Raw genomic sequence first — 11,250 nt, 5'->3', positions numbered from 1 at the left:
TTCCCAGCAGTTATTCTCCGGGTCCAGGAAATAGGCGATTCTTCCGCCCCAGGCAGCGTCATATGGTTCTCTGATTACATTCCCTCCGGCTGCACGAATTTCCCCAATGGTATCATCCACGTCTTCCGCTTTATCCACATTGATTGCGAGCAACGTTCCCTTCAACCCACCAGATGCACTGGATGTCATACCCGTATCTTTCTCAAGTTCCTGAATGGGATATAAAGATAACAGTACACCTGTCGTTTCAAAGACACTGTACTGATCTGAACTGATTGCTGTCTCACTCCAGCCAAGCTTCTGATAGAACAAACGCAGCTCAGGCAAATGTATTGCACCAATAGTAACCAGACTCACTCGCTGTGGAACCATACTTTATTCCTCCCATGTACTAATAATGGTATGAATTCATCCATATATGCTTCCAGTTAATTACACAAAATGGCTACCTCCATCGTACCCCATAACGCGGTAAACATGAAACGGTTTTGAATGAAAAAAAAGAGAGCAAGCGATATGCTTACTCTCTCTGTGTTTGAGTTTTAATACACAAATCTGCGCTGCGCCCAATAGCTGAATACAAAGATCGACACCTCGGTTAACAGCTTGGCTGCAATCAGCGGGATAATCAGTTTTTCATTGTAGAAGTACAACAATCCGTAATTTAATAGCAGCACTAGGATGACCAGCGAGAAGTATTTCGGTAAAGACTGGCGAACCCTTGACGTTTTCCCGGTTGAAAATACATACTTTCGATTGACCGTATAGTTGAAGATGGAGCTGCAAAGTCTCGCTGCAACCACCGATAGGAACAGATTATGCGTGAAGTACTGGATCACGAACAGTAAGCCAAAATCGATCAAGGCCGATAACACCGAAGACGTACTGAACATCAGAATCGGCATATAAATTCGGAATGAATCTACCAATGGGCGAAAATGAGAGGATTTGTTATGATCCAGATAGACCGTATCGATAAACTCCTCCGTGATCTTATATCCTTCTTTATGCGCTGTTAGCAGCATGTTCATTTCGTATTCAAACCGTTCCCCCGGTATCTGGCACAGCCAGTCCAACATCGAGTATGGAAAACCTCGCAGGCCTGTCTGCGTATCATAGACTTTCGTACCTGTCGTGAGAGAAAAGACACCTCGTGTGACCGTGTTGCCGAAACGGCTTCGCGCTGGAATGGTTCCACTAAAACGACGGCTTCCCAGAACCATGCCTGGGGTGGTCTGCTCCAATAGTACATCAAAGATGCGTTTGATATCATGCGGCAGATGCTGTCCGTCACTGTCCGCGCACACAATTCCGCCCTGTGGCCCATGTTTCTTGATATATTGAAATCCCGTCTTGAGCGCCCGTCCTTTTCCCAGATTAGCCGTATGTTTCAGGACCGTGCATCCATAGGCTTCAGCCGTCTCGAAAATCCCCCGGTAACCTGGGCCGCTGCCATCATCTACAATAACAATGGGTCCTAACTTAAACGTCTGCAACTGTAAAACGAGATTTAATAACCGCACATCCGGTTCGTATGATGGAATTAATATCGTCATGATCATTGTCCCTCCTTCAGATAAAGGATGTCACTTACGCCACGTTCCTGGTTTCTCCCCAGTGGATTATTGACAACCCGCCCCATGAAATACATTGTGGATGAACCGCCGCCGTCCAGATTATAGGCTTCTGTTGCTCCAAGACCTTTCATCACATCAGCAAGCTCTGCCAAAGTCATGCCACGGCTATCACCCTGCCGTCCGTCCACCACAACGAACACATAATGATTCGGGGCAATCATACCGATCGCGGTTCTGGGGTTCGCATCCTGGATCGATCGGTTACCGAAGTTACTATCAATTTTCACACTGCTGAAGTCACTTACAATCTCGCCGTCCTGAACCAGAATTGGTCCAAAAGATAACGTATTGGTCGCGCCTTCTGCCAGCAGTTCCGATGAGGAAACTTCTGTTTCGTTGTACGTCTTCATCGTACCGTCACTGAATAGCGCCATCGCATCACGTACCGGATCATCCCGGTATACTGTGCCATTACGGATAATCACGCCGTCATCACGGAAACCGTAGTAGTCACCGTTAATCGCAAAGATAGCATTGTTGGCCGAAGCAATCTCTGAAGTGTTTTCGGTAATATTCGTGCCAAAGCTGTTATCTGCCAGAGCCGAGCGCAGGCTGCTCGCATTCGTCAGCTGTACATCTGCGACGTAATACGTGATCTGATCTGAGCCAGAGCCCGTCTGTACCTTATCGATCTTAACCTTCATATCATCGCTGGAATAATTCCAGTCATCTGACGTCGCATTCAATTCAGTCGCCGTAGTCGAAGTTTCGCTGGAGTTACTGGTTGCTGATGTATTGTCATCTGCTACAACCACTTCCACATGTTGGATCAAATAACGGTCTGCCAGGCTGTATATCACGGCACCAAGGCCCAGAACAATAACAAGGGTGATCATCAGCCATTTGCGCCTTGGTTTTGCATTTTTATATGGGTCGTTCTCGTTGGTTTTTGGATAGATCTTCATCATGTGAAGTTCACCTCTTCATCTAAGTTCTTAAGGCTCATCATAGGCGGGCTAGCTTAAATGAATCTGAATGACTGGGAACGCAAAAAAAGAAGATTACCTTGTCTCTGTCGAGGAGATCAGGCAACCTTCTAATTGAATGATAAATGAAATAGATTTTATCCTAAATATGTATAAACCTAATAGCCACAGTTCAGAGTTGAATTGCCTTTTATAAACGTGACTATTCACCAGCAAAAAGAGCATCGTATGCAGGGCAGGGCTGCTTTTCCAGATAATCCGTTAACGCTTGCGGCTGTTTGGTATAGATATCCTTTAAGGACGTTCCCTGATAGATGTTCCCAACAACGACCGGAAGACATAACTCACAAATGAGAATATCCCCATTGCCGTGCAAATGAAGCTGTTTGGTCCCATCCACACAATTGGAGAAGTAGACACCAGGCTGTTCACGCAAACCCAGTTGTTCAGCAAAACGATCCATACAGGTAAAATATAACGTCGTATCTTCCTTCTTGTGCTTGATAAGCTCGTTTACGGAGTGGATGAGTGACTCCTTGGAGACGATCTTGCTCCAGTGACTGTGTGGCATCACGATACTATTCTGAATCTCATGGATGCGCACACCCAGTTCATATACTTTATCGCTAATAGCCTGCATGTTCGCTTGGGTGCCTTCAAATAGCAACGTCTCCAATACGGTCTCCAGCCCCGCCTCGGTACATAGACGAATGTTGTGTTCCAATCGCTCATACATGCGGGGATGTACACGATAATAGGCAGCATATGCATCCGGGTCCGTATAGTTGAACGAAATATGAATATTGGATAAGCCCGCATCACGCAAGGCATGAATTCGTTCTTCGGTCAGCAGGCTCGCATTGGTATTTAACTGCGTGTCGATGCCATGTAGCCCACAATACTTCACAATCTCCAGGCAATCCTGATATTTCAGAGTAACTTCTCCCCCGGACAAACGCACTCGCTTGAGCCGCGGAAGCTCACGAATAATTCGAATAACCTCTTGACCGCTTATGCACTGCCCATCGTCCCGATTGTAGGCACAGCAATAGTCGCATTTATAATTGCAATTGGAGGTCACGCCAACCTCCAGTCCTTCCAGTTCATATACGCCGGGTGTTTCAAGTTCCAGTGATTTATATCTGTTTTTTGCTGTCAATTCGATGTACCTCCCGATTCCTTATCCATGTGTTATTAACTTGGAGATTATAGCGGATCACGGTCGATGCACGATATGACATTATGTACGTTGGGAATCATATCATCATTTGAAATCATAATCGGATCGAATAATGGCATACATTTTCAAATCCTGCAATTCGTTTTTAATTTTCATATACTTCCGTAAAACCCCTTCAAATTTCATGCCTGTCTTTTCCATGACCTTTGCGGAACCGATGTTACCCACCAGACATTTAGCCTGAATTCGTTCCAACCCGATGTCTTCAAATCCAAATTGAATGATTCGGCTAACCGCTTCCGTCATGATTCCTCGACCCCAATGCTCGTTGGATAACACATAACCCAATTCCACCTTCATACTGTTGCTGTCGCATCCTAAATAATTGCAGCTGCCAATCAACTTCTTCGTGTGTTTATCCTCTATTCCCCATGGCCCCAGCTTATCCACCTCATATCGACTCATGACAAAATCAATAAAGGCTTTCGTACCCTCCCGGCTCTGATGCGCATCCCAAGTTGTGTACTCCGATACCACAGGAACCGCGCAATAACAGTGCATATCCTCCAGATCAGCATAGGTAATCGGCCTAAGGAGAGTTCGTTCTGTTTCCAATACCGGAAATGGGTCAAAATAACTTTCAATAGACTTCATATGTATGTCTCCTCCGGGTTATTCAAATTAGTTTTGCGACCGTTGCTGACAAGGAATCACACTATCCGGTTATTCTGTGTTGTTCCGGCTTTCCGCTTCTTGATCTACAGTTTCATAACTCACAAAACGCTTGAGACTTTCTTTTGTTTTGGAGCTGATTGTTTCATATTCCGCCCATATTAAATAGAACAAACCCAGTATTAAAGCAACTATACTCCAATTTCGCGGAGCAGTCCCAACATAATTCAGCATCTCCTGGAACAAGTCCCAATTCCATGAAGTTATACCAGAACCAAAAATAGCAGCACTCAAATATCGAACACCATATAGAAATGCCGCTATGACCAGCAACAGCGTACCTGTAGTTCTACGACTCACACTTATTCCCCCTTTATAAAATTACGGCCATAACCTCTCGTGCTTCCATTGCCCATGTTGCAAAACATATTGGATTCTCAGATGCTTCCGCTCCGGGTCTCCCTGCCAGAATTCAACTTCCTGTGCGTTCACGGTATACAGTCTCCAATTCGGTGTAACAGCATCGGGATCACGGCTGATCCGTTCCTTCTGAACGGTAATGGCCTGTTCCAATTCTTCCTCGCTCTCCAGCTCCTGACTCTGTCGTTCCGTCATCGCAACTGCGCGTGCCCCTGCCGATCTTTTCCGAAAATCTGCCGCCCCCGCTTCCGAACCCATATCCTCGGCGGTCCCCCTTATGCGGATCTGTCTGCCTAGCGCAGGCCAGTAAAAGGTCAGTGCCACCTGCGGATTGTTCTCCAGCTGCTGACCTTTTCGACTCTCCGAGCCAGATGCAAAATAAAAAGCTTCGTCAACTACGCCTTTCAAAATTAATACTCGTGCATCTGGAAAACCATTCGAATCCACCGTCGAGATCGTCATCGCATGGGGTTCTTTCACCTCATAATCGATGGCCAGCCTCAGCCATTCCAGAAAAAGCTCTCCCGGTCGATCCGGTAACTGCTCGATATCCCAAGGCGGGAAAGGATCAGACAAAGACTTCAACCCACGCAACAAATCACTCGGTTTATCACTCATATCGGCAACCTCCTTAGACTTCCATTTCATTCCATTGTAGCGCAATTGAACTTAATTTATTTTTATTAGATTTAAACTCGTTACGTTTCCTTCATCCAACGGCTTTAACTCCCCAAAAAAATCTTCCTGATATAGTCTAGTTACGGTGGATATAATCTCGTCTTTGGTGACTTCTTTTAATAGAATTAGATTGGCATCCATTCTATAAAATCCATTATGAATTACCTCATCATTAAAGTCCTGCGTAATTCTAGCAAGATCATATGCCGCAACTCGAAACAGTTCTTTATCGATTTTCACATAAATGTCGTATCTGTATCCCTTACTCTCCGCTTCCCAGCTAAAAAGTTCGTTATCTTCTTCAAAATAAATCTCCAATGTATTTACTCCCTTTTCTAACCTAGATGACTTATCATATTCATACCGCTAAACTTCCAACCATCTACTCCTTTTTCAACTGTATGAATACTGGTATTCCCAATAGAATGAAACTCCGATTTATTAGTCCAATTTTGGTGTCCTAAGAGATAATAAAGTATGTTGATTACTCCACCGTGCGTGACTAACAGAACATTGGATTCGACCTGTTGCTCTTCTATACTCTGGCCTAAATCCCGAAAGGATGTACATATTCTGTTATAGAAATTTCGAGGACTTTCTCCTCCCGGAAACGGGATATCCATTCCAAGAGTATTAAAATAAACTCCTGCATATTTGACTTCAGCTTCCTTGTTTGGCATGCCAGCCAAATCTCCGTTGTTCATTTCTCTCCAGTCTTTCAGGTAATGCGCTTTTATATCCAGCCTTTTTTCAAGTTCTTTTGTAGTCTGTACTGCGCGTGGAAGGTCACTGCTAATCACCGTATTGATTTTATATTGCTCTGAATGATGATACAGATAATCTCCGAGTCTCTCCGATTGAATAATACCTTGCTCAATGAGTCCTCGCTGACTCCAGCCACCTCTGTAGCCTTCCTCATCCATTCCATGCCTTACTAAGAAAATCCTCAAGATTTCTCCTCCTCTATTTGAATTCTTCTTATAACAAACCCCGGCCTTAGATCTTGCATCTTAGGTCAGGGCTTATGTTTTTATCTGACAAACGTATTATGAACTCGTTCTGATTTAATAAAGTAAGGAATCCATATGGCACAGGTAAGTACCGACTTTACAATATCTCTTACCGAACTTCCATCTTCAAGCTCTCTTGCCATCGGAATCTGAAGTAGCAATACATAGTCAATAATACCCACAACTAGACTGACACTATAAAACATAATCATAAGACGAGGGAATATCGATTTTTTTCTATAAAAAGCAATGACAGTGTATATGCTAAACATTAAAAATAGCGCATTATATACTGTTTCAAAAATGATGACCGGGCCCCATAACGGGTGATAATAGTCCGATTGATCTGAAGTTAACAACTCCCATGACTCTGTTGTCACTGCTGGCAGACTATATTGAAATAGTTGTATTGCGAGCAGAATGATTGTAAGAAAAAGTCCGATTTGAATGAGGATCAACCATCCCCCAAGTCCCGATACACCTAATGGTCGATAGTCTACCTTCGACTCCTCAACATGTGGTTCCACTAATAACACTTCCTTATTCTGTTTTGTCATTCTGAGATGATTACTCTACTATAATTCTCAACCTGCTACGTGTTTCTTTCGACCTCTTTTGATACTCTGTATGTATATGTCTAGTACTCCTCCGAAAGCCCCCTGCTGCTATCTTTCATTATTATCAGGTTTGACACAACTTCCTTATTGTACAACACAGAGAAGTGAAACGATACAAAATTCACCAATTCAGGTCATGATTCGGAAATTAAAAACCTTCGCTATACTTCCGCCATGTTCGGCAACGTATTCTTCCACCATACTGTACTTAACTCATGCAGATGGCACATCTGCGTATAATGTTCGAGGAGGAATGATCAACGATGTGTAATCCAAAAGTAAAGCTTCTGCCCTTTGCAGATATTTCGGTATATACGGAAGGCTTTGAGGTTGTTTCCACTCAGTGGGGTGGAGATGGTCAGGTCTATATACTGCTCATGAACCAAATTCCCGAGAAGGATCATGGCGGCATGTTCGTACAAGTCAAATTAAAACAAACCCATAACTACAAAGTTCTGATTGTGACGGACCAACATATAAAGGAAGTTGTTATCTTGGGGCAAACATTTAATTATCATTACGTACAGCCACTTCATCATCAACTGCTGCTTGTCGGAGCACGCTGTGCCCATTATGGGAATGACCAGTATGATCTGAATGCCAAAGTGTGTGATGTAAATGGAAATACGATTCGGGAGTTTTTGCTGGGGGATGGCATTCAGAGCGTTCAGGTGACGGAAAAAGGAACGATCTGGACCAGTTACTTTGATGAGGGTGTATTTGGTAATTACGGATGGAGCGAACCAATTGGCTCGCAAGGACTGTTAGCCTGGGATGAACACGGCAACAAACGATATGAAGATCAGGATGCCGATATTGCCGATTGTTACGCACTCAATGTGGTGAATGAAAACCAAGTTTGGTTTTACTTTTATACCGATTTCGAGCTTGGCTGTGTCTCCGGCGGTACCAGGCAGCCCAAAGTTACATTTATGAATCCCAACATATCCGGCTCCTCCGGATTGTGTACAGACGGGTACCATTTTCTATTCGATGCCGGGTATGGTAAACATGGGACATTTGTTCTCAAGAAAATGGAGCAACCCGGAAAATTGACCAAAGGACAGAAGGTTACATTGCTAAATGAACAGAATAAGCCATTCAAGCAAGCAAGACAGGATCTTCGCCAAAATCGTTTACTCCTCTGCGAGGGGAATCTGTTGTACCAGGTGACGGTTGAGGAGTTAGCTTCCAGTTTGGATTAGTGGATATTAGAAGTTGAAGAGGGTTACTTATTAAAAGATAATCCCTCTTCTTCGAGCGCTTGTCGAAGTTTGGGCATCGCTGAAGGCCCAATTCCATGCAACTTCGAAATCTCTTTTTCGGTATATTTCGAGAGTAGTCGCAACGTCGTAATTCCCTGATTCTCTAGCGCACGTCTGGCGGGTGCAGAAAGCAATGCAAGAAATCCCTCTTTCGGTTTTCGTTCCTTCTCGCAGACCGGACAGGTTGGACAATCGCTGCTTTTGTAATAGGAATGCCCTTGTTCGCATGTTCTTAATGTTCCTTTAGTATTTGCCATGTTAGTCACCCCTTTCTGTTTACCGGATAACAATTATCTCGGATTTAGCTCCCCAACCAGTTCTCAACATCTGAGATCATATCCTCGTATTGTTTTAAAGCCTCTATAGTCCATGTAACTTGTGATGTTCCCATTTGTTGTTCTTCATCGTCTGTGCATTCAATCCACAAAGAGCGTTTCAGACTGTATTCGAGCCAGTCCAACTTTCCGGCAAAACCATTTTCGAGAACCATTCTCCAATTGGCGTTTAAATTCCCCACTCGAGACCGATATCCATCTATAAAAGCCAAGAACCTTCCTTTGTCCACGTTTCCAGTATGATCTACAGACCAATACATCGCTGTTTCCACCAGATCATGCATCGGATTAATATAACCCGCTGATTCCCAATCAATAATGATAGGGTTGTCCTGCTGCCACATCACGTTCTTAGGTTCAAGATCTCTATGGCTAATAACTGTATTTGAAGCCAGTATTACTGATGCATTTTTTGCCTGAGCACTCCACTCATAGAGCTTTTGAATGTTATCAGCTAATAAGATTGTCCAATCCGAATTTTCTTTCTGCCCTTTAACTAAATAATAATTCCAATCGGTTTCTTTGGAAAAATCCAACTGAAATTTAGGAATATGAAGCTGTGAAAAATCGGTCTTATGAATATCCGCAAGAATCATACCCATATGCTCACAATGGGTTTCGGTTACTTCATGAAGCTCCAGACTTTTACCATCGATCCAGTCAAATATAAGATAACATTGATTATCTAAGATCTGCATTGAAGAACCGTTTATCACTTTGGCAGGTTGAGCATGGATAAAATTTGCTGCCAAGTTTGCTATTTTCTCTGATTGGATATAATTCTGCATAGCTGTAGGTCTACTCATAATTTGAGGATTCAGTGCTTTCACAGCATATTTGGCATGTGTAGTTTCAATGGCATACATGCGATGTAAAAGCCCACCCGAGATTGCCTTGGGCTTACTGATCAACTCACCAAGTTCTAATTCAGCGACGAGTTTTTCGAATTTTAGATTATATTGAACATTATTCATACGTTACAACACCTTTTGGAAACTACCAATATCCAATCTGCGATCAAACTTATATCCCACGCCTTTAAACATCGCACATTGCTCATACCCATGCTTTTCGAACAGGGACTTGCTGCGTGTGTTTTCCATGCATACCGTAGCAATCAAGGTGTAAAACCCTTGCTCGCGCGCAACATTCTCTATAAATTGCAGTGCCGTTCCACCAATACCTTTCCCTACAATATCCGGTTTCAAATAAATGGTTACTTCTCCCGAGAAGTCATAGGCTTGTTTGCTCTTGTATTGGGTAATTAGCACATACCCTTTAATTTCGTTCTCTTCTTTAATGACAAATGATTTAAAACGCGGATTTTTGTTTATGACAGATGCCTTGATTTCTTCCAGAGTCAATTCTTCAGTATGAAATGAGATGGTCGTGTTGGAGACATAGTAGTTATATATTTCTCTGACTTCAGTCAAATCCTGCTCCGTTATTTCTTCAAAAGAGTAGCAGGGCATTTCCATTTTCATACTGATAAATAACATGTCTTCGTCATTCACTTTGCTATAAAACTCCTTATTTCTTTTAAAGTCTGCCCGCTCATATACTTTAATTGCTCGCTCGTTGAATCTGGCAACTACCAGCCGAAACTGAGAACTTTTAAATTGGTTTTGCAAGAATACTAAAGTTTGTTTAAGGAATACCGATCCTATCTTTTGCCCTGTTAGATCTGGATCTAATCCAAGGCCTATATCCAGATATCCTTCTTCTTGATACAGTCCGATTGAGGTTCCTCCCGGTACACGTGCTGATTCCCCACAACAGATAAATCCCACTACCCTCTCCAGTTCATCCAGGACTGAAAAGTACTCCCCATTCATCAATTCTTGAACATCTTCATTGGATTCAGAGAAACTGTACATCGCGTATTCATTTTCATACTTCCAGGTAACAATTTTTTCCGCATCAGTTAATTTCATTGGATGGTAGGATAAAAGCATGAATAATCCCCCTTTTATACACTTACGAGCTTAACGAAGTCGATAGAGTCACCATCATTGTTTTTCATACAGACTGGCACTCCAGTTCCCCTGTTTCATTCTGCGGATGTATTGGAATCCATAATCCTTATAATATTGATTAAGTCTCAGGTTATCTGCCATGCAATCCAGCCTGATCAAGGTCTTACCTTTTTGCCTAATGTTCTCTTCTGCTGATTTTAGAAGGAGCAGGCCTATATTTTGCCCTTTAAAATCTCTATTCACTGCAAATCGGTGTATGTATCCGGAAATAGTGTTGTCGAGTTCTTCCCAAATCAGGGGATCTGACCACGTTAAGGTATACGTCCCTACGATTTCATGATTCATTTCAGCAAGATATACGTCAGATCCCTCAGTCATGAATTCGATGACTTGTTCCAAATTGAAATACTCAGGACGCCATTGATATATCTCTTTGGAGTTCAGCCACCGGGCAGACTCTTGCCATAGGTTCAACACAATTGAAGCTTCCTCCGGTAATGCAAGTCTAGTTATGAGTTTAGTATTAAGTTGCTC

At 43.0% G+C, this 11,250-nt stretch carries 15 protein-coding genes; 1 reads left to right on the top strand and 14 read right to left on the bottom strand.

Going from position 1 to position 11,250, the window contains the following annotated elements:
- From AMS66_RS08110 to AMS66_RS08065, 10 genes are all read right to left on the bottom strand, one after another.
- Window positions 1-372 (bottom strand): VOC family protein (locus AMS66_RS08110; RefSeq protein ID WP_053780311.1); only part of this gene is annotated, 372 nt, incomplete at its 3' end.
- A 170-nt stretch (window positions 373-542) separates the two neighbouring features.
- Window positions 543-1,556 (bottom strand): bifunctional glycosyltransferase family 2/GtrA family protein, encoded by a 1,014-nt coding sequence (locus tag AMS66_RS08105; RefSeq protein WP_053780310.1) that lies wholly within the window; start codon window positions 1,554-1,556, stop codon window positions 543-545.
- Window positions 1,557-1,558: 2 nt separating this feature from the next.
- Window positions 1,559-2,545: a phosphodiester glycosidase family protein gene (locus tag AMS66_RS08100; protein ID WP_053780309.1), complete on the bottom strand. Its 987-nt coding sequence runs from the start codon at window positions 2,543-2,545 to the stop codon at window positions 1,559-1,561.
- 220 nt (window positions 2,546-2,765) lie between these two features.
- Window positions 2,766-3,722 (bottom strand): radical SAM protein, encoded by a 957-nt coding sequence (locus AMS66_RS08095; RefSeq protein WP_053780308.1) that lies wholly within the window; start codon window positions 3,720-3,722, stop codon window positions 2,766-2,768.
- A gap of 105 nt (window positions 3,723-3,827) precedes the next feature.
- Window positions 3,828-4,397, bottom strand: coding sequence for a GNAT family N-acetyltransferase (locus AMS66_RS08090; RefSeq protein WP_053780307.1), 570 nt, complete (start codon window positions 4,395-4,397; stop codon window positions 3,828-3,830).
- Window positions 4,398-4,466: 69 nt separating this feature from the next.
- Window positions 4,467-4,775: a hypothetical protein gene (locus AMS66_RS08085; RefSeq protein ID WP_181014100.1), complete on the bottom strand. Its 309-nt coding sequence runs from the start codon at window positions 4,773-4,775 to the stop codon at window positions 4,467-4,469.
- A 21-nt stretch (window positions 4,776-4,796) separates the two neighbouring features.
- Window positions 4,797-5,453: a pyridoxine/pyridoxamine 5'-phosphate oxidase gene (locus tag AMS66_RS08080; RefSeq protein ID WP_053780306.1), complete on the bottom strand. Its 657-nt coding sequence runs from the start codon at window positions 5,451-5,453 to the stop codon at window positions 4,797-4,799.
- Window positions 5,454-5,504: 51 nt separating this feature from the next.
- Window positions 5,505-5,831, bottom strand: a complete 327-nt coding sequence (locus AMS66_RS08075; protein ID WP_053780305.1) for a hypothetical protein — start codon at window positions 5,829-5,831, stop codon at window positions 5,505-5,507.
- Window positions 5,832-5,848: 17 nt separating this feature from the next.
- Complete coding sequence (locus AMS66_RS08070; RefSeq protein WP_053780304.1) at window positions 5,849-6,463, bottom strand: histidine phosphatase family protein; 615 nt, start codon at window positions 6,461-6,463, stop codon at window positions 5,849-5,851.
- Between the two features lie 80 nt (window positions 6,464-6,543).
- Window positions 6,544-7,050 carry a DUF2569 domain-containing protein gene (locus AMS66_RS08065; RefSeq protein WP_053780303.1) on the bottom strand — a complete coding sequence of 169 codons (507 nt, stop codon included), beginning with the start codon at window positions 7,048-7,050 and terminating at the stop codon, window positions 6,544-6,546.
- 353 nt (window positions 7,051-7,403) lie between these two features.
- Between AMS66_RS08065 and AMS66_RS08060 the strand changes: the two genes are divergently transcribed.
- Window positions 7,404-8,345, top strand: coding sequence for a hypothetical protein (locus tag AMS66_RS08060; protein WP_053780302.1), 942 nt, complete (start codon window positions 7,404-7,406; stop codon window positions 8,343-8,345).
- Window positions 8,346-8,368: 23 nt separating this feature from the next.
- Here the strand turns inward: AMS66_RS08060 and AMS66_RS08055 are convergent, their stop codons facing one another.
- Genes AMS66_RS08055 through AMS66_RS08040 form a run of 4 tightly spaced genes read right to left on the bottom strand, consistent with a single transcriptional unit; the run spans window position 8,369 to window position 11,193 of the window.
- On the bottom strand, window positions 8,369-8,662 hold the full coding sequence (locus AMS66_RS08055) for an RNA polymerase alpha subunit C-terminal domain-containing protein (protein WP_053780301.1): 294 nt from the start codon (window positions 8,660-8,662) through the stop codon (window positions 8,369-8,371).
- Window positions 8,663-8,706: 44 nt separating this feature from the next.
- Window positions 8,707-9,714: an aminoglycoside phosphotransferase family protein gene (locus tag AMS66_RS08050; protein ID WP_053780300.1), complete on the bottom strand. Its 1,008-nt coding sequence runs from the start codon at window positions 9,712-9,714 to the stop codon at window positions 8,707-8,709.
- A gap of 3 nt (window positions 9,715-9,717) precedes the next feature.
- On the bottom strand, window positions 9,718-10,695 hold the full coding sequence (locus AMS66_RS31670) for a GNAT family N-acetyltransferase (protein WP_082350612.1): 978 nt from the start codon (window positions 10,693-10,695) through the stop codon (window positions 9,718-9,720).
- Window positions 10,696-10,749: 54 nt separating this feature from the next.
- Complete coding sequence (locus AMS66_RS08040) at window positions 10,750-11,193, bottom strand: GNAT family N-acetyltransferase (RefSeq protein ID WP_236703274.1); 444 nt, start codon at window positions 11,191-11,193, stop codon at window positions 10,750-10,752.
- Window positions 11,194-11,250: the final 57 nt, after the last annotated feature.

Origin of the sequence: Paenibacillus xylanivorans (assembly GCF_001280595.1) — a bacterium.
GTDB classification, from domain to species: domain Bacteria; phylum Bacillota; class Bacilli; order Paenibacillales; family Paenibacillaceae; genus Paenibacillus; species Paenibacillus xylanivorans.
This window is presented reverse-complemented; position numbering and strand designations above follow the sequence as displayed.

Coding starts and splice junctions, on each gene's coding strand:
- AMS66_RS08100 (WP_053780309.1), bottom strand. CDS start 2,545: ATGATGAAGATCTATCCAAAAACCAACGAGAACGACCCATATAAAAAT.
- AMS66_RS31670 (WP_082350612.1), bottom strand. CDS start 10,695: ATGCTTTTATCCTACCATCCAATGAAATTAACTGATGCGGAAAAAATT.
- AMS66_RS08090 (WP_053780307.1), bottom strand. CDS start 4,397: ATGAAGTCTATTGAAAGTTATTTTGACCCATTTCCGGTATTGGAAACA.
- AMS66_RS08105 (WP_053780310.1), bottom strand. CDS start 1,556: ATGACGATATTAATTCCATCATACGAACCGGATGTGCGGTTATTAAAT.
- AMS66_RS08060 (WP_053780302.1), top strand. CDS start 7,404: ATGTGTAATCCAAAAGTAAAGCTTCTGCCCTTTGCAGATATTTCGGTA.
- AMS66_RS08050 (WP_053780300.1), bottom strand. CDS start 9,714: ATGAATAATGTTCAATATAATCTAAAATTCGAAAAACTCGTCGCTGAA.
- AMS66_RS08055 (WP_053780301.1), bottom strand. CDS start 8,662: ATGGCAAATACTAAAGGAACATTAAGAACATGCGAACAAGGGCATTCC.
- AMS66_RS08080 (WP_053780306.1), bottom strand. CDS start 5,453: ATGAGTGATAAACCGAGTGATTTGTTGCGTGGGTTGAAGTCTTTGTCT.